The following is a 17980-nucleotide window of genomic DNA, read 5'->3' on the forward strand; positions in this document are numbered from 1 at the left end:
GCGGGAGGCTGCTTAGTGGCCTACCGTGGCGTCCTTCATATCGTCCAGGATTTTAGCCAGTTCAGCTCTTTCCTTGGCACCGATGTTGTTCGTGGCCATAGAAGCATCAGCAGCTTGGCGCCATACCGACCATTCTTTCTCGGTAATCATCATGCCTTTGTGGGCCGAAAGCATGGTCATGCCAGTGTACTTCAGGGGCCACCGGTGGCTTCGCCCATCTGGTTGATGAAGTTGTTCCGCAGGCGGGCCAGGCGGGCTGGCTTGTCGGGGTCGTTCAGCAGGGGAGTGTGGGTGCGCAGCATGGAAGAGTTTTGCACGCTGGTTTCGGCGGCCACGTTGGCCATCAGCACGTCAACAAAACCCTCTACGCCTTTCAGGCCGCCCATGCGCTCATACAGGGTAGGCTCTGGCTCGTCTTCCTTCGCGCCGCAGGCCGTAGTGAAGAACAGGCTGCCGCTCAGGAGCAGAGCAGCAGCAAACTTGAGTCGGGGTTGGTGCATAGAGTAGGGAGTAAGGGGTATGTGAAAAGAAAAATGGTAAGGAGCACTGTAGCAACGCCAGCCGGGTGGCCCGCCCAAGCGGCTCAGATGTTGATGAAGAGACGGCGCAGATTAAACGCAAACCGAATTTGGTCCAGGGTTTCGAGGTAGCTGGCGGGCACCGGGCACTCGCGCCCAGTGGGGGCCGCGGCCACCATCACCGGCCGATTCACGGGGAAGGTTCCGCCCACGGACAGCACCCGCTCTATTTCCCGCTCCGAGACATCGTCTTCGTGGAAAAGCACGGTAGCAACCTGGGTGTTGGCGTTGATTACGCACGCGGCTACGCCCGGCACGGCGGCTACCTGCTGCTGCGAGGTGGCTACCTGGGCGGGCGTATGCAACCCCTCTACCTGCAGCTGCAGCACTTTAATAGGTTGTACATACTGATGAAGATTTGGATCTTCCCAACTTCCCCACACGAGCAGTAACCCCAGCAGACCCAGGCTGGCCTGTATCAAACGTTTGCCTTTCACTGTACTTGTTACCGTATAGCCAATATGCTTTTCCTCTGAACCAGGCCCACTTATTTCAGCGTGACTTTGCCGCGGATTTCGCCGCCGGGGAAGGCGCTGGTGTGCAGATTCACGTAGGTTTGGCCACTCAGCAGCAGGGCCGCGTCAGACTCCGACAGCGTGGAAGTACCCGTGATGGGCGAGGTCGTAACGTTGGAAAACGCCAGGAACGGGTCGCCGGTGGTGCCGGCCGCCCCGCGGTGAATGTGGCCCATGGTGGGGGTAACACCCTGGTAGGTAACCGTGTACGTGAGCACCCGGGTGGTTTTATTGTAGTTGCCCGTCATGTTACCCGTGGCCGTGGAGTTGTTCGGGCCCACTTCCTGCTTGCCATCCAGCGTACCGGTCAGCTGCACGGTGTCGGTGGCAGGGGTAGTTACGTCATCCTTCTTGCAGGCTACCAGAGAGGCCGAGCCGGTCAGAAGCAGGAAAAGCGCAGTAGTTTTCAAGTTCATGCGTAATGAGCTGAGAGGTGAATGATGGAGGAAAACAAACTATTTGCGAAAGCCTTCTTTGGCCCGGACGGTGAAGTTCCGGTTCACGTTGAACCCGAAGTAGATGTCCCCATTAAAGAAGTCGCCGCGGGTATTAGCCACGAAGTGGTTTTCAATCATGCCCTGGGAGTTAGTCAGGTGCAGCTGAAAAACGTGGCCACCGGTTTCAATATCGAAGCCCAGGGCCAGGGCGTTCCGCGCGCCGGTTGGCTTGGTGCGCGGTACCAAGTAGAAGTACTCGGCGTTGAGGGAAGTGCGCTTAGTAAGTTTCTGTCGGCCGCCAAATCCAACGGCGTACACGTCATTCGACTGCGTATTATCCTGCACCATATTGCGGTGAATCAGGGTGGGCATGAGTTGCAACGACAGGTTGGGGCTGAACTTCCGCGCAATCAGGGCCTGGTAGGAGAAAGTCATGCGCCGCGGCACCGTGTACCAAGTCCGGTCGTCGCGCAGCATGTTCATGGCCGAGTTGGCAAACAGCGTTACGCTTACCGGCATCACTTTGCTACCCGTGGTTTGGCGAATGGCGCGGTATTTCACGAAGCCATCCAGGGTTTTCTCGATGTTGCTCCGCCCGATACCTACTTCCAACTTATCCGTAACGGCATACTCTAAGCCTAGGCGCAGGGCGGCCTGGTCTAACCCGAAAAAGTTATAAGCGCCACTGTTGATGGTGCCAAAGCGGTGGGAAATCAGGAACACCAGCGTGCCCTGGCCCGGCGTTTCTATGGTGTGCCCGCTAATCAGGCGGGTGCTTTTAAAGGTAGCTGCTACGGGTTCGGGAGCAGTAGCTGCCGGTTTCTGGTTTTCTAGCTGCCCGAGCAGGTCGTCCTGAGCCCAGGCCGGCGCGGCCCAGGCACTTAACAGAACCACCAGGAAAGAGGCCAAGCGGCCTCGGTAGTGAGGAAAAGTTGTTTGCATAGAAAAAAGCAAAAGCGGAGTGGAACAGAGGCCCGCGCGAGCGGCGCCACCTGCACGTAGTAGTATTTATTTAACAGTGAGCTGGGAAACTGCCTCGCAGGTCAGCACCACTTTAATGCCCACAATTTTGGCAATGTTCTCGCGCACCAGCAGCGGAACTTCAATGCCGTAGTCAGCAGGAGCCACACTGAAATAGGCATTTACCAATAGGGTGCCCTTTTGCTGCTCCAACGCGCCAGCAACCGTCAAGTGCTTGGTTACGCCATGAATCGTTAGGTCGCCCTCCACCGTTACCCGTTGCGACTGACCTTTGGCTAGGGCATCTGCATTCAGGTCCAGAATCTTGCCTTTAAAGGTTGATTTGGGCAGCCTGTCGGACTCCATGTAGTTTTCGTTGAAGTGCTCCTGCATGAGGGTGCGCTTGAACTGAAACGACTTGATAGGAATGATAAAGGCTATTTGCTGACTTTGCAGATCAACCACCGCGGCGGCCTGATCAGTATGAGCTTCAATATCCTCCAGGATGCTACTGGAAAAGAAGCTGACCACCCCTTTCTGGGTCATATACTTGCCTTGGGCCTGGCTAGTGGTAATGCCACCAACCAACAGCATAAGGCTACAAAGAGGTAAACGCAGGTAACGGACCAGACTGTGCATCCTAGGTTAGTTGTTAGGTGCTCCAGCGTCAGCCCATTTTTGCAACAGCTCAATATCACAGTCCGACAGCTTGTTTCCACCCTGCGGCATGGGATTATAGCCAGGCAGGTGCTTCACGTTTCCCATCAGCTCGCCGGAGCGGATGTACTTCTGAATCACAGAAAAGTCCTCCAGATTCACGCTGCCCGTTACCAGCACTGCGTTGTGGCAGGTGCGGCAGTTCTTGGTAAGCAAGGGCGAGATAGATACGCTGTACGAAACTACCTCCGGGGTAGTGCACGGCACCTTAGGGCCCGCAATTTCATCTGCTTTATCGTAAGCGCAACTGCCGAGAAGAAGCGTCAGCAGCGCACAAAAAATAGTAGAGAGTTTAATCATTGAATCGGGGTGCAGGGGTAGTTTAAGCTGTATATATCAGCGCGGACTTACCCAAGTAAGTGATGTAAGATGGGGAGGCTACTACTTGAATAGCCTGAGAGTCAGGAGGAAGTAAGGCTCGATGCCTAGGCTCGCTTAGGAAAGCGTAGACCTAAAATTGCTTAGCTAAGCGTAGGGCAGCATGCACTATATAGCCGCGACTACATACTAGCGAAAAAGCGTTTTGTTTCATTATTGGAAAAATAAAGTCGTTGGATAATATTGTGTTGGTAGGCAGTAACAAAGAGGCGAAAGTTATTAATTCTATGCTTACCACACAACATCAGGCTTTTACGTCGCAACAAGTGTTTTACAGCTTCATACCCGCAGCAAGTGAGACAACCCAGCAATCATCACTCATATTGGGAACTTATTTCCCATTATGCTACTCAAAACTACGCGGTTTGCCCCCCATATTTTCAATTGCCTGCTACCTTTTAGCCGAACCATATGAATTGCCCGATGAAATATGACTGTGTCACGGTCAAAATGAAAAGTTATATTTTTACTTATTTCCACTATTATTTTAACTTTATTTATAACACCAATATTATAATGTTGTAAGCTAGTCAGTTATGCTCCGAGTATAAGTGTTTTTCAGGTACTATTACACCTATTAAGGTAGCAACATAGGTGAGAAATACTCAATAAATAATCTAAATGCTATAACAAGCTCAACCGTAGCTGTACTAGTGTTAAGCTCAGGTAGAAGCATGTTTTCTCTACCTCCATCCGTGTGCCGCTAGGCGTTGCGCGGCACCGGCTCCATTCAGCCACTTGGAGGTAGCTCCCGGCCCACTCAGGTACAAGCAGCTGCCTTCCCCTACCGCGTGAATAATGGCCTTGTACTGTTCTGGGGGTAGTGCCGGGCACCCCCGGCTGTAGCCCACCTGCCCATTTTGCGCTATGTAGTTTTGGCTGACGTAATCGGCGGCGTGCAGCACCACGTAGCGGCGCAGGGCATTATCATTCTGGTTGGCGTCAAGGCCCGCAGCCGGCGCGAAAGCCCGTGCCGACCTTGGTATGTATCCTGGGTGCAGTAGAAGCCCAAAGCCGTACAAGCCGACTTCATAACGTTGGAGAAACGACGGGCCCGCAGTTGGCCTGAGCCTCGGCCGTGAGCTACGTGGCTGTGGTGAAGCACGCGCCGGGCGGCCAGATCCAGAACCCACAGGCGCTGCTTGGATGAAGGCAAATCCATGTCGGCCACCGTTAGCACCCCAGCCTGGCGCACCAAGCCCTCCTGACGCAGGTTGAGGTAACCTACGCACGCCCTTTCCAGCACTTCCAGGCGCAGGTCGTGAGCTGCGGGGCCCAACTGAGCGTGCAACACCTGTACGGCACGGCGCAAGGAGTCGGGCAGGTCTGGTAAAGGAGCCAAGAGATTCAGCCGCATCGAATCGGATCCTACGGCCAGAACCGCCCGGGCTGAATCGTCTGGTGCTGGAACTTGTACTCTCGGCGCAGGAGGCAGGCGCGCTGTTACGGCCTCGCCCACCGACGACTGGCAGCCTACTCCTACCCCACTCAGCATCATTGGTACTACGTAGTGCCGCAGCCGGCCCCACAGTGTAGGCGGGCCCAGGGTAGCGAGGTAAGAGAACAGCTTCTTCACGGAGACAGACGGGATAAGAAGCCGAAAAATCCGCATTTGCACCGCGGCATACAAGCGAAGCGTACTGCGAATTGCTCATTTTCTTTGCGCCAACTGATTGGATTCTGGATTCAGCCTTAAAGTAGGGTTCCGTTCCACGTGGGCTTGAAGCTGAGAACTGGAGCCAGCAGCGTATGCTGCTGGCTCCAGTTCTCGCCAGTGAAAAAGATAGCCGAACTCACCCAGGGTCCGGCTATCCACCCGCAGTAGCCAACTGGCCGGTCATGGGTGACCCGACTAATTGGTTTTACTATGGGTGTTTTTAGAGGGGTAGTACCGCTAAAATTTGCAGGGACGGCAAACTCACACCACTATCGAGCTTTACGGTTGTTCGGCCAAAGCAAGCCCGAATGGTTAGGTGAAGCCACTAGCACCAAGCTGAATCTGCTGGCTCTTAGGAAGCCTCCGGGGTTAGCGAGTGCTATAAGAGGCTAAAGAGTAAGTGATTTATTCATATTTCGTCAGTAAAGTAAAAGGCCAGTAAAATACAAGGCGCCTTGCACACGCTTTCTAGCGAGAGAAACAATACGCTAGCGCGTAATTCAAGCCTGAAAAGTCAGCCTCATGAGCAGTATTTTGCTGATATGTAGTGCTATTAGCATACTCAAAGCGAGTTAATACCCAGCGTAAGCAGAGTAGTGCAGCACAGAAAAAGTATACTATTGCCTTACGCTTATAAGCTGGTCACTGGATTTGATTAGCCAGAATCTTTTACAAGTATTTTTCTATTTATCCATACTGGATTGGCAACGCTGGTTACAGGTATAACCGCCGCTTCCGTCCTACCCTGAGCATCATTTGACCCCAGGTGGTTTGTGGCGGAGTGGTGTGCCCTCTCACTGCCGCTGGGCCGTTGACCAGGCCCTGCTTTCCGCGCTTTTGTTCTGTACTTTTGTGCCTTTCAGGGCGCAGGCCGGTTATAGTAGCCACCGCTCACGTACTCGCACTTTTCCGGCGCGCCGCAGCGCGCTTTTTGCTTATGGCCAAAGTTGCAATCAACCTCTCTACCGGGAGTATTCAGCAGGAAGAAATCATCGTCGGCATCGATTTGGGCACAACCAACTCTTTGGTAGCCTACATCCACCCCGATGGTCGCCACCCCGTGGCCATCAACGACCAGGGCCGCGGCACCATTGTGCCGTCGGTAGTGCACTTTCCTGGGGCGGCGACTCACCCATTGTGGGCACCGATGCTAAAGAATACTTGCTTACGGAGCCGCAGAACACGATTTATTCCGTGAAACGCCTGCTAGGCAAGTCGTACCAGGACCTGGGGCAGCACGCCCAGGAGCTTGGCTACAAAGTTATTGATGACAACTCAGAAGGACTGGTCAAAATCCGGGTAGGCGACACGTTCTACTCCCCCATTGAGTTGTCGGCCGAGATTCTAAAGGAGTTGCGGCTGCGCGCTGAACACGCCCTTAAAACGCCGGTGAACAAGGCCGTTATCACGGTGCCGGCTTACTTCAACGATTCCCAGCGCCAGGCCACCCGCGACGCCGGCCGCTTGGCAGGGCTGGAAGTGCTGCGCATCGTGAATGAGCCCACGGCGGCAGCCCTAGCCTACGGTATCGGCCTCTCACCGGACGAGGAAAAAACCGTGGCCGTGTACGATTTGGGCGGCGGTACCTTCGACGTGAGCATCCTGCGCATCCAGCAGGGCATTTTTGAGGTGCTGAGCACCAACGGCGACACGTACCTAGGCGGCGACGACCTGGACCGCGCCATCATCAACCACTGGACGCAGCAGTATGCGCTGGCCGATGCGGTAGCCGCCAGCGGCTCGCTGCAGCAGGAGTTGCGCTTGCTTGCCGAGGCCGCCAAGCGCTACCTCAGCCAGCACGAGGACTTTGCGGCCAACTTCAATGACCTCGTGCTGCGCCTCACCAAGGCTGAATTCAACGACCTGATTCGGCCCCTGGTGGAGCGCACTATTACCTCCTGCCGCCAGGCCCTCACCGATGCCAAGCTCACGCCCCAGGCCCTGGATGCGGTGCTGCTGGTGGGCGGCTCTACCCGCGTGCCGCTGGTGTACGATGCCGTGTCGGAGTTTTTCCAGCAGCCGGCCAATAACTCGCTGAACCCCGACGAAGTAGTAGCCTTGGGCGCTGCCATTCAGGCTGATATTCTGGGTGGCAACCGTCGCGACGTGCTGCTGCTGGACGTGACCCCGCTTACGTTGGGCATCGAAACCTTGGGTGGCCTGATGGACCCCATTATCCCGCGTAATTCCAAGATTCCGACCAAAGCCGGCCGCCAGTACACTACCTCCGTGGATGGGCAGGTAAACCTGAAGATTTCGGTGTACCAAGGGGAGCGGGACCTAGTTAAGGAAAACCGTAAGCTGGCTGAATTTGACTTGCGCGGTATTCCGGCTATGCCGGCCGGCTTGCCTAAGGTCGATGTTAATTTTATTCTGAATGCTGACGGCATCCTGAAAGTAGAGGCCATCGAACTGCGCTCCAACACCCGACAGGCCGTGGAAATCAAGCCGCAGTACGGCCTTACCGACGAGCAGGTAGAGCAGATGCTGATGGATTCCATGACCCACGCCCGCGAGGACATTGCCGCCCGCATGGTCATTGAGGCCCGCACCGTGGCCGAGCAGATGCTGTATCAAGTAGAGCGCTTCGTGGCTAAAAACGGACAACACCTCACCCCGGAAGAAACTACCCAAACCAACGCTGGGGTAGAGCAGTTGAAAACTGCTCTGCATACCCAAGACAAGGACACGATTCTAAAGGCCGTGGATGAGCTCGAAGAACTTACCCGCCCCTTCGCTGAGCGGGTGATGAACATCTCCATCAGCCAAGCTATGGCTGGCAAAAAAATCGAATAGGCCAGAGCACCAATGCTCCTAGTATATCGAGGCCAACTAAGAGGCACACTATCCACTACACCTAGCTGAGTAAGCGAAACTGCCCTGCTGGCTTTCAGTGGGGCATTTTTGTGTTGTTTGCCGCTATCTTTATCGTTGCGCGAAGTTGACTCTTCCCTGTGATTCAGTAATAGGCAGTATAAAAATTGTTTTAGCCTCGCTTAAGCAGTAGTAGATAGTACATACTTTTCCTCTCGTACATGAATCCCCACCTCATCCGCCTTGCCCAGATTGGCCAACAGCCTAGCCGCCGTATCATTGGTTTAATGTCGGGAACTTCCCTGGATGGGTTAGACGTAGCGCTCTGTCGGGTGCAGGGGCATGGGCCAGGTACTCAACTGGAACTGGAGCAGTTTACGACGGTGCCGTATTCAGATGAGGTGCGTGGACGAATACGAGAGGTATTTGCGCGGGAGCAGGTTAGCTTGGAGTACCTAACGCTGCTGCACCCCTGGCTGGGCCGCCTGCACGCCCACCTAGTGCTAGAATGCCTACGGGAATGGCACGTGCCCGCGGGTGAAGTAGACTTGATAGCCAGCCACGGCCAAACTATCTACCACGCCCCCCAACACCAGCACCAACGCCCCGACTTTCCGCTAAACGCCACCTTGCAACTAGGTGACGGCGACCATGTAGCCGTGCTGACGGGCATTATCACGCTCAGCGACTTTCGGCAGAAGCATATTGCCGGCGGTGGTGAAGGTGCCCGCTGGCAGCTTATGGAGACTATCTGCTGCTGAGCAGTGCCGCTGAGGAACGGCTGTTACTAAACCTAGGCGGCATTGCAAACTTCACCTACCTGCCCCGCACTGGTCAGGATGCCAGCACGGCATTCAGCACCGATACTGGCCCCGGCAATACCCTACTTGATGCCACCGTGCGGGCCCATCGGCCAGCTCTGGCTTACGACGAGGATGGGCGCCTGGCCGCTGCTGGGCACGTGCACGCAGGTCTGCTGGCCGCGTTGCTAGAGCATCCTTTCTTCTCGGCTCCGGTACCTAAAACCACGGGCCCGGAGCTTTTCAGCCCGCCTACTTGTACCGGGCCCAACAGCTTACTGCTACCACTGCCCTAGGCTTGGAAGACACACTGGCGACTCTCACGGAATGTAGTGCGCTGGGAGTAGCGCGCGCAGTTACGCAGGCGTTTGGAGACCGGCCAGAACTAGCGGTGTATATGAGCGGCGGCGGGGCGCATAACCCGGCCTTGCGGGCGGCCTTGCAGCGGCACTTGCCGGGCTGCCGTCTGGCTACCACCCAGGCGCTGGGCATGTTACCAGATGCCAAGGAAGCTATTCTGTTTGCGGTGCTGGCCAATGAGGCCGTAGCTGGTCAGCCTGTTAGCCTAGGCGCGGGCCGGCAGCGGGTACCGGCCGTTAGTATGGGGAAGATTTCGCTACCAGGGTAACGAAAGCTCTTCGCTGCGCTAGAGCAGCACTGCACAACAGCACGCGCCCAAGAGACTACCACTGCGGTAGCAGCGGCGCTATTGGTTGGTAACGGGTTGCAAGGGTATCAGGCCGAACCCCTGCACCTGCCGGGCGGTAGAGTCGCGGAAGGTAACGTCGAGCTGGAAGTGGGGCAGGCGCCGGAGCGTATCGGCCCGGAAAGAAAAAGCCACGAAGGGCTGGGGCGTTTCGGCCCCGCGCAGCCGGTAGCCCAGCTTGTAAAGGTCGATAACCGGTCCGTAGTGCTGGCTTTGGGCAACGAAGGGCTGGGCAGCGGCTCGAAACTGTTCTACCGAGAGGCCCTGTCGGGTTTCGGGCGCCAGGCATTGGTAGGCGGTAGCCCACTCGCCCCGCACGATGGCTACCAGAAACCGGCGGGCTACCTGTATCTGCGAGGGTAGAGTTTGGCTTGATGTGGCTAGCAGCGGGCAGGCCAGCAGCAACACAAACAGCAGTGCCCGGCGCAGGACCAAGGCTATAGTCTGGTCGTTCTTCATTGCCTGACCCGTGGCAACTACCACGCCACAACTGCTGTCTATTCCGGCTCCTTGGCCTGCGGAACCAGTACAAATACATCCTCGCCCGGACGCTTCATAATGTATTTCTCGCGGGCAAATTTCTCCAGCAGCTCCGGGCTGCTGAGCAGCTCGGCCCGGTCTTTCTTCACCATATCAATTTCCCGCAGGTAGTACTCCTTGTCGTTCTGCAGCTCCTGCCACTTGGCGTACATATCGTACTGCTTCAGGAAGTCGTTGGCATCGAATAGAAACATCCAGACCAGGAAGCTCAGGCCCGCCAGAAAGTAAAAGCTGCGCAGAAAGCGCGGCACACGCTCAAGAATATCAGAGAAGCCCATAGCTCAAATATACTGAACAAACGCGGCCGGTTGTATGGCGGGCTACTACCGCGCCTTTACTTCTACACCCAAGCAAAACGCCCACCCAACAGCACGTTGGGTGGGCGTTTTGCTTAGCTGATTAATTAACCTCAGTGCTACTCTATCACGATCCGACGGGTGGCGTGCAGGCCAGCTCCGCTCAAGCGCAACAGGTACACTCCCGGGCTTAGCGGGCGGGTATCGAAGCTAACTGGCGCTAAGGCTCCGGTCAGCGGTACGTCGCGCCGGGCTACTTCCTGGCCGATAGAGTTAATCAGCGTGGCCTGGGCAGTTTTGCCGTTTGGCGTACCGGTCAACTTAACGCGCAGCTGCGCCTCTGTTCCCACCGGGTTAGGATATACCTGGAGCGTAAAGCCCTGCAGCTGCTCGTCGGGAGTGCCCTGCACAATGGTGACGCTCAGGGCTGAGAAACTACGTTATTGGTTTCGCTGGCCTCAGTTACAGCCGAGGCCTGGTCGGCCACGAAGAGCACGTGGTAGCTACCCGTTGCGGTGCCGGCCGGAATAAGTACCAGCGCCAAGGAAGGGGTAGCACTACCCGCTACCATGCCGCCGGCCGCTGCCGTACCCAACAGCACGTCGTTGCTGCTCAGTACATTGTCCGTTGATAAGTAGTAACCCGTCGTGCTAGCCGTAGCGGCAGCGGAGCCCTGATTAGCCAGCAGGCAGCTAATGCCCAGATTGTTGCCGGCGACAATGCTGGCGCTTTGCAGAGCCGGCTGCAGAATGACCAAGTCGGGGCGGGCCGCGCCCACGCTCACGGCGGAACTGGTTACGTTGTTGGTTTCGTTGGTTTCCGCTACGGCATTTAGCGGGTCTACCACGTGTAGCACGTAGTACTGTCCGGTAGCGGTGCTAGCCGGAATGGTTACCGACAACCCGCGCGTGGCGCTTTGCCCACCGCTGATGGAAACACCACCGGTAGCCCCAACGATACATCATTAGTGCTGAAAGAGTTGTCAGTGGAGAGGTAGTACCCCACGGCGCTGCTGCCGGCCACGCCGGTACCCGTGTTGTTTACTACGGTGCTCATCACAACGGTGCCGCCGGCAGTGGCCGCCGTAGGCGTTGCGGTAGGCTGCTGCGGTACCAAATCAACGGGGCCGGTAGTGCCGCCCACGCACGATATGGTAGCCTCGAAGCCATCCGAGGTGTAGCTTCCGTCGCTGAGGAAGGCAACAGTCAAGGCACCGGTGTTGTTGTTAATGGAGGGAGAGGCTACCACGGTACCGGGGTTGCTGCTGTAGTAGCCCAGCATGGGTGAGCTAGTGTTGGGGCCATCGTACACAATCAGCCGGTCGCAGCAGGTTTCCAGGTTCAGGTAGCTGAATGTGAGCTGCACCCGCCCGCCGGTAGTACCCGGGAGGATGGTCAGGGCGCCGTTGGAGTTATTGACGTAGTTACCCGTGCCCCCGTTGTCATAGATGGTTCCGCTGCAGGCAGTTATGCTATTCGTGCCGAACTGCGGTACTACTATTCCGCTGAAAGGCGCCGTGACTATGAAACTCACTGAGGCTACGTTGTTGGTTTCAATGGTTTCTGTTTCCTGGCTTAGGTGGTCGGCCACGAACAAGATGTAGTAGTTGCCCGCCGCGGTAGTTGCCGGAATAGTCAGGAAGCTGGAGCGGCCGGAGTAGTCATTAGCCGGCAGATATCCGCCCGTAGCGGAGCCCAGCAGCACATCGGTGGTGTTGAACACGGCGTCCGTCGACAGATAAAAGCCGACGCTGCTGGTGCTGGCCGCTGTAGTGCCCTGGTTAACGACGGTGGAGTAAACGTTCACTCCCGTGCCCGGCGCCCCGGTAGTCCGCGACATCGAGGTCTGGCTGACAATTAAGTCGACCCCGGCCGGCACCACGCGCAGGATAGCGGAGGCTACGTTGTTGGTTTCGTTGGTTTCTGTTTCCTGACTCAGGTAATCGGCCACGAACAGCAGGTAGTAGGTACCCACAGCCGTGTTAGCGGGCACGGTAAGCGAGCCGTACCTGTTGCTGGATGCATTGCCACTCAGGCTGCTGCCCGGGCTGTTCCCGATCAGAACGTCACTGGCGTCGAGTACGGTGTTACTGGACAGGTAGTAGCCAACCGTAGCATTGGTAGCCACCGCGTTGCCGGTGTTCGTTATGTAGCTGCTCACCGTGAACGTGTTGCCGGGCGCTACGTTGGAATTACCCAGGTAAGGCTGCTGTATGGTCAAGTCGATAGTAGGCACGACTACCTGCAGGGCCACGGCCCGCACGTTATTGGCTTCGTTGGTTTCCGTTACCTGGTTGAGGTAATCGGCCACGAACAGCACGTAGTAGGTGCCCGCAGCCAGCGGCGAGGGAAGCGTGAAGGCCCCGTATATCGAATATCCTTGGCTACCCCCTAATCCGGGCACCTGGTTGCTGGTCAGCGACACGTCATTAGCGCTCCACACGGCATCCGTCGACAAGTATACCCCCTGGCCCGAAGTCTGCGCCGCGGTATTGCCCTGGTTGTACACGTTGGAACTATAGTTGATGTAGGCGCCAGCTACGGGAGTGGTTTGGCTCAACTGGGCTTGGTTAACAACCAAATCCAGGCTGGGCGGCACCACCGTAAGGGCAACCGCCGATACGTTGTTGGTTTCGTTGCTTTCCGTAACTACGCTCTGGTAATCAGCCACGAACAGGATGTAGTAATTACCCGGCTGGGTATTGGCGGGCAGGTTCGTGGAAGAGCTCCGGTACTGAGGGTAGTTAGGGGAAAGCTGGCTACCGAAGGAAGAAGTCAACAGCTGGTCGGCAGCATCTAGGGTAGTGTTGCTGGACAAGTAAAAGCCTACGCTGCTGTTAGACGCAATAGTATTGCCCTGATTTTGAATAGTGCAGGAAAGGTTCAGCACGCTGCCAGGCGACGTGGTTGTGTTATTTATGGCTGCTTGCTGAATCAGTAGGTCCACAGAAGGCGGCAAAATATTCAGCGAAACAGCTGCTACGTTGTTGGCCTCGTTGCTTTCTGATACCGTGTTTAAATGGTCGGCCGCGAAAAGCACGTAGTAGTTGCCGGGCATGATGTTGCTGGACAAGGTAGCCGAAGCCGTCCGGTAGGAGCTTTGGTTGGAAGGCAGCGGCCCACCTTGAGAACTACTCAGCAACACATCGGCCGCGTCCAGGGTAGCATCCGTGGAAAGGTAATAGCCCACCGTGCTACTCACAGCGGAAGCCGCAGCCAGGTTATACACCGAGCAGCTCAGTTGCAGGTTGCCGCCAGCCACGGCTGCCAGGGGCTGCACCGCAGCGGCCTGCACTGCCAAATCGGCCTGTGGCACAGTCGTCACGCACGATACGTTGGCCGCAAAACCGCCGTACTGCCCGTAACTGTCACTGGTAAAGCGAAGCGTAAGCGAGCCGTTGCTAGTAGTAGCGTACACCGTGCCCGGGTTGTAATCGAAGATGCCGATAACGGGAGCAGCCGTGCTGGCACCATCGTAAATCGTGAGTCGGTCGTAGCTCGACTCCACCATCATGGAAGAAAATTCCAGCTTGATTTTGTTACCTGCCACGGCCGGCGTTAGGGTTACTGTGCCGTTGGCGTACGCGGAGTACACCCCGTTGGGGCCACCATCATCATATAAGGTACCACTGCAGGTAGTATAGCTGGCGGAGCCACTAGCCGGCATCAGGTAGGTTTGGGCCGAGGCCGCCAGTTGTCCCCACCAGAGCAGGAGCGCCAGCAAGCCAAGGCGCCGACCCGTTAGGCCCTGCAGAAAACGAGAATAGAGTTGCATCATAGAGTAACTAGAATGTGAAAAGCAAAGAAAGTCCGGCACCGATGGCGGAGCCACGTATTCGCAAGGCGCTTCGTAAGCAAGCTGCCCACCAAAGGGTAGGCAAGAGAAAGCAACGCAGTGAGGTCAGAAGTGGCCAACTAAACAACATCAGCTACCCGTTAGCGTAGATAAGAGGGCGTGCTTGCCCCTGATGGTTGTACAAGAATAGTAGCGGAGGTATATGTAGAGGAGGTTTGGGCACTTCACCTGCAGCTTACTCAACTACGGATATCCGAGTAGCGCTTGGTAGCGAATAGCTTATGACAGCCAAATATAGAAGAAAGCCGCCGAATGCAAGTGCATCCGGCGGCTTTCTAAAGTACTATTTGACAGGAATCAATTACATCTTGCGACCAGGGAAGTAGGCCGTTTCGCCCAACTCTTCCTCAATGCGCAACAGTTGGTTGTATTTCGCCATCCGGTCGGAGCGCGAGGCCGAGCCCGTTTTAATTTGGCCCGTATTCAACGCCACAGCTAGGTCAGAAATCGTGTTGTCTTCGGTTTCGCCCGAACGGTGTGACATGATGCTCTTGTAACCATGGCGGCGGCCCAAATTAATAGCGTCAATCGTTTCAGAAAGCGTACCAATCTGGTTTACCTTGATGAGGATGGCATTGGCAATCTTCTCATCAATACCACGCTGCAGGCGGTTTACGTTGGTCACGAACAGGTCGTCGCCGACCAGTTGGGTAGTCGAGCCGATGCTGTCGGTCAGGTTTTTCCAGCCCGTCCAGTCGTCCTCATCCATGCCATCTTCAATGCTGATGATGGGGTACTTCTTGGTCCAATCAGTCCAGTACGCTACCATCTCCGAAGACGTCAGCTTGTCGCCGGTGCTTTTCTTAAAGTGGTAATGCCCGTCGGAGTAGAACTCTGAGGCGGCGGCGTCCAGAGCAATCATCACATCATCGCCGGGCTTGTAGCCAGCCGTTTCGATGGCTTGCAACACCACTTTAATGGCATCCTCGTTCGACTTGATGTTCGGTGCAAAACCACCTTCATCGCCTACGTTCGTGCTTAAGCCCTGCTTTTTCAGCACACTTTTCAGGTGGTGGAAGATTTCAGTGCCCCAACGCAGTGCCTCCGAGAAGGAAGGAGCACCCACCGGCATAATCATAAACTCCTGGAAGTCGATGCTGTTGTCGGCGTGCGAGCCACCGTTCAGGATGTTCATCATCGGGACGGGCAGCGTGGTAGCGTTTACCCCGCCTACGTACCGGTACAGCGGCATACCAGCCTCAGAAGCCGCCGCACGGGCAATAGCCAGCGAAGCGCCCAGTATAGCGTTGGCGCCCAAATTCGCCTTGTTCGGCGTTCCGTCCAGCTCCAGCATAATCTTGTCAAGCAAGCCCTGCTCGAATACCGAGAAGCCGATCAGCTCTTCGGCAATTTTGCTGTTCACGTTTTCCACCGCTTGCAGCACGCCCTTGCCCATGTACTTCGACTCGTCGTTGTCGCGCAGTTCCACGGCTTCGTGCTTACCAGTCGAAGCACCCGAAGGCACAGCGGCACGGCCTACGGTACCGTTCTCGGTGGTTACATCCACCTCAACAGTCGGGTTGCCGCGAGAGTCGAAAATCTGACGAGCGTGAATTTCGGTGATAATGCTCATGAGGAAAGGGGTTGAATTAAACGAAGATCAAAGCTAGCAACAGCCTGCCTGGCCATTGCGCCGCAAGGTAAAAATTAGCCCCGACCTTTCACCCTCAGAATTTAGCCTTCCTACAAAGCTTTCAACTGAGTACTCCCCTACCCTTCCAGCTAGCAGCAAACTTCCGCTGGCCAAACCTCGATGTGCATTGATAAAGGCGGTTGACATGGTCGTCTCCTTTCACAGTACGCCCGCCAAGACCTCTAAAAGAAAAGGGGATGCTCCTATTAGGAACATCCCCTTTGAAAAGCAGAATCAGCTGAGCTTACGAAGCAGCTTCCTCGTCAGCTTTGGCCTCGTCGCGGGTCTCGCCTTCCTGAACCGTGGTGGTAGCAGTGTCAGCAGGAGCAGCCGTTTCAACTACGGCAGCGGGAGCAACGGCTTCCCCAGCGGCAGGAGCGTCAGCTTTTTTCTTGCTGCGCGAACGACGGGTAGTGGGAGCAGCAGCTTTGGCTTCGCCAGCAGTCTTAGCTTCCAGCAGAGTCTCATTGAAGTCAACCAACTCGATGATGCACATCTCAGCGTTGTCACCCAGACGTACGTCGCTCAGCTTAATGATGCGGGTGTAACCACCGGGGCGGGTAGCAATTTTAGAAGCGACTGTGCCGAACAGCTCCTTCAAAGTCTCCTTGTTCTCCAGAACCGAGAACACCAGACGACGTGAGTGCGTGGTGTCATTTTTCGACTTGGTGAGCAGAGGCTCTACAAACTTGCGCAGTGCTTTGGCTTTGGCAACCGTAGTCGTGATACGCTTGTGCAGGATCAGCGACGAGGCCATGTTCGAAAGCATGGCATTGCGGTGCGAGGCCGTGCGGCCGAGGTGGTTGATGGTTTTACCGTGACGCATAAAATGAAAAAAGGTGTGAGCTTGCGAACGACGACCACGGCGGAAGAACACTTACTAAGTTCTTCACATTAGAACCGTCGTCCCTTGGGGCCCACTAGTTATGAAAGTGTGAAAATGGAGTGCAAAGGTAGGAAATATGCCGACATGAAAAATGCGCTGAAGTGAAAATATGCTTATCGCACATTTCTCACTGTCAGCGCATTCTCATTAGTCAGTAGCCTATTCTTCGTCGAGCTTGTACTTGCCCAGGTCCATCCCGAAGGTCAGGCCCTTTTCCTCAACGAGGTTTTCCAGCTCGGTCAGCGACTTCTTGCCGAAGTTGCGGAACTTCATCATGTCGGCCATGTCGAGCTGCACCAGGTCGCCGAGGGTTTTGATATCGGCGGCCTTTAGGCAGTTGTACGCACGCACGCTCAGGTCCATGTCCGCCAGCGGCGTCTTCAGAACTTTGCGCATGTGCAGCGTCTCCTCGTCCACGGTCTCCTCTTCTTCAGCTTTCGCCGTTTCGAAGGTCATGGTGCTGTCCGAGAACAGCATGAAGTGTTGAATTAGGATGTTGGCCGCACCCTTCAGCGCGTCCTCCGGGTGAATTGAACCGTCGGTGTGAATCTCGATGAGGAGCTTCTCGTAGTCGGTCTTCTGCTCAACACGGGTATTCTCAATGCTATACTTCACGTTCTTGATGGGCGTGAAGATGGCATCAATGGCAATTTGACCGAAAACCTGGTCAGCGGGCTTGTTCTCCTCAGCGGGAACGTAGCCACGGCCTTTCTGGATTGTGAACTCAAACTCCAGCTCTACGCTAGGGTCCACGTTGCAGATAACCAAGTCCGGGTTCAATACCTGGAAACCGTTGGTGAACTTGTTGATGTCACCAGCCGAGAACGTGTCCTGACCTTTAACGCGCACCGTGATTTTGTCCTCGATGGCGTCGCTCACTTTCTTGAAGCGAACCTGCTTCAGGTTCAGAATGATTTCGGACATGTCCTCAATCACCCCTTCAATGGTCATGAACTCGTGCAGTACGCTGTTGGTGCGAACCGACGTGATGGCATAGCCCTCCAGCGACGACAGCAGGATGCGGCGCAGAGCGTTGCCGATCGTGACGCCGTAGCCTTTCTCCAGCGGTTTGAATTCAAACGTTCCGTAGAAGTCGTCGGATTTCTCCATTACTACCTTCTCCGGCATTTGAAAAGCTAAGATTGACATAAGTGGGGCGTTTGAAGTAGTGAATAGCAGGCAGTAAGAACGCGGCCAAAATAGCCTAA

General features: G+C 55.7%; 17 protein-coding genes and 2 pseudogenes. 3 read left to right on the plus strand and 16 right to left on the minus strand.

Annotated elements, in window-relative coordinates:
- Positions 1 to 12: 12 nt before the first annotated feature.
- The 8 genes and pseudogenes from MUN84_RS07825 to MUN84_RS07860 all read right to left on the minus strand — a co-directional run bounded on the left by MUN84_RS07825 (position 13) and on the right by MUN84_RS07860 (position 5197).
- The gene (locus tag MUN84_RS07825) at positions 13 to 180 is read right to left on the minus strand and encodes a hypothetical protein (RefSeq protein WP_244697363.1); all 168 of its coding nucleotides are present in this window, start codon (positions 178 to 180) and stop codon (positions 13 to 15) included.
- Between the two features lie 11 nt (positions 181 to 191).
- On the minus strand, positions 192 to 500 hold the full coding sequence (locus tag MUN84_RS07830) for a hypothetical protein (RefSeq protein ID WP_244697364.1): 309 nt from the start codon (positions 498 to 500) through the stop codon (positions 192 to 194).
- An 83-nt stretch (positions 501 to 583) separates the two neighbouring features.
- Entirely contained in the window at positions 584 to 907 is a 324-nt protein-coding gene (locus MUN84_RS07835) for a heavy-metal-associated domain-containing protein (RefSeq protein WP_244697365.1), read from the minus strand.
- 158 nt (positions 908 to 1065) lie between these two features.
- Positions 1066 to 1509 (minus strand): CHRD domain-containing protein, encoded by a 444-nt coding sequence (locus MUN84_RS07840; RefSeq protein WP_244697366.1) that lies wholly within the window; start codon positions 1507 to 1509, stop codon positions 1066 to 1068.
- A gap of 39 nt (positions 1510 to 1548) precedes the next feature.
- Positions 1549 to 2472, minus strand: a complete 924-nt coding sequence (locus MUN84_RS07845) for a DUF5777 family beta-barrel protein (protein WP_244697367.1) — start codon at positions 2470 to 2472, stop codon at positions 1549 to 1551.
- A gap of 66 nt (positions 2473 to 2538) precedes the next feature.
- A complete protein-coding gene (locus tag MUN84_RS07850; RefSeq protein WP_244697368.1) occupies positions 2539 to 3084 on the minus strand; it encodes a YceI family protein in 546 nt (181 codons plus the stop codon).
- A 51-nt stretch (positions 3085 to 3135) separates the two neighbouring features.
- Positions 3136 to 3507 (minus strand): hypothetical protein, encoded by a 372-nt coding sequence (locus MUN84_RS07855; protein ID WP_244697369.1) that lies wholly within the window; start codon positions 3505 to 3507, stop codon positions 3136 to 3138.
- Positions 3508 to 4268: 761 nt separating this feature from the next.
- Positions 4269 to 5197, minus strand: a pseudogene (locus tag MUN84_RS07860) (murein L,D-transpeptidase catalytic domain family protein).
- Between the two features lie 982 nt (positions 5198 to 6179).
- Here MUN84_RS07860 and MUN84_RS22900 point away from each other — a divergent pair.
- From MUN84_RS22900 to MUN84_RS07870, 3 genes and pseudogenes are all read left to right on the plus strand, one after another.
- Entirely contained in the window at positions 6180 to 6440 is a 261-nt protein-coding gene (locus tag MUN84_RS22900; RefSeq protein WP_262920672.1) for an Hsp70 family protein, read from the plus strand.
- Entirely contained in the window at positions 6380 to 8038 is a 1659-nt protein-coding gene (gene hscA / locus MUN84_RS07865) for a Fe-S protein assembly chaperone HscA (protein ID WP_262920673.1), read from the plus strand. Before MUN84_RS22900 ends, hscA begins: the two co-directional genes overlap by 61 nt.
- A 305-nt stretch (positions 8039 to 8343) precedes the next feature.
- Positions 8344 to 9484: pseudogene (locus MUN84_RS07870) on the plus strand (anhydro-N-acetylmuramic acid kinase).
- A gap of 78 nt (positions 9485 to 9562) precedes the next feature.
- On the opposite strand, the gene MUN84_RS07875 reads toward MUN84_RS07870, so the two are convergent.
- From MUN84_RS07875 to MUN84_RS07910, 8 genes are all read right to left on the minus strand, one after another.
- A complete protein-coding gene (locus tag MUN84_RS07875) occupies positions 9563 to 10021 on the minus strand; it encodes a hypothetical protein (protein ID WP_244697371.1) in 459 nt (152 codons plus the stop codon).
- 38 nt (positions 10022 to 10059) lie between these two features.
- Entirely contained in the window at positions 10060 to 10380 is a 321-nt protein-coding gene (locus MUN84_RS07880; RefSeq protein WP_244697372.1) for an FtsB family cell division protein, read from the minus strand.
- Positions 10381 to 10517: 137 nt separating this feature from the next.
- Entirely contained in the window at positions 10518 to 10808 is a 291-nt protein-coding gene (locus tag MUN84_RS07885) for a T9SS type A sorting domain-containing protein (protein WP_244697373.1), read from the minus strand.
- An 11-nt stretch (positions 10809 to 10819) separates the two neighbouring features.
- Positions 10820 to 11299, minus strand: coding sequence for a CARDB domain-containing protein (locus tag MUN84_RS07890; RefSeq protein ID WP_244697374.1), 480 nt, complete (start codon positions 11297 to 11299; stop codon positions 10820 to 10822).
- Entirely contained in the window at positions 11290 to 14175 is a 2886-nt protein-coding gene (locus MUN84_RS07895) for a CARDB domain-containing protein (RefSeq protein ID WP_244697375.1), read from the minus strand. Before MUN84_RS07895 ends, MUN84_RS07890 begins: the two co-directional genes overlap by 10 nt.
- A 379-nt stretch (positions 14176 to 14554) precedes the next feature.
- Positions 14555 to 15826 (minus strand): phosphopyruvate hydratase, encoded by a 1272-nt coding sequence (gene eno, locus MUN84_RS07900; protein ID WP_244697376.1) that lies wholly within the window; start codon positions 15824 to 15826, stop codon positions 14555 to 14557.
- A gap of 304 nt (positions 15827 to 16130) precedes the next feature.
- Positions 16131 to 16712: a 50S ribosomal protein L17 gene (rplQ, locus tag MUN84_RS07905; protein ID WP_188556052.1), complete on the minus strand. Its 582-nt coding sequence runs from the start codon at positions 16710 to 16712 to the stop codon at positions 16131 to 16133.
- A gap of 219 nt (positions 16713 to 16931) precedes the next feature.
- Positions 16932 to 17921, minus strand: coding sequence for a DNA-directed RNA polymerase subunit alpha (locus MUN84_RS07910; RefSeq protein WP_188556051.1), 990 nt, complete (start codon positions 17919 to 17921; stop codon positions 16932 to 16934).
- Positions 17922 to 17980: the final 59 nt, after the last annotated feature.

Source organism: Hymenobacter sp. 5516J-16 (assembly GCF_022919335.1).
In the GTDB taxonomy this organism is placed as follows: domain Bacteria; phylum Bacteroidota; class Bacteroidia; order Cytophagales; family Hymenobacteraceae; genus Hymenobacter; species Hymenobacter sublimis.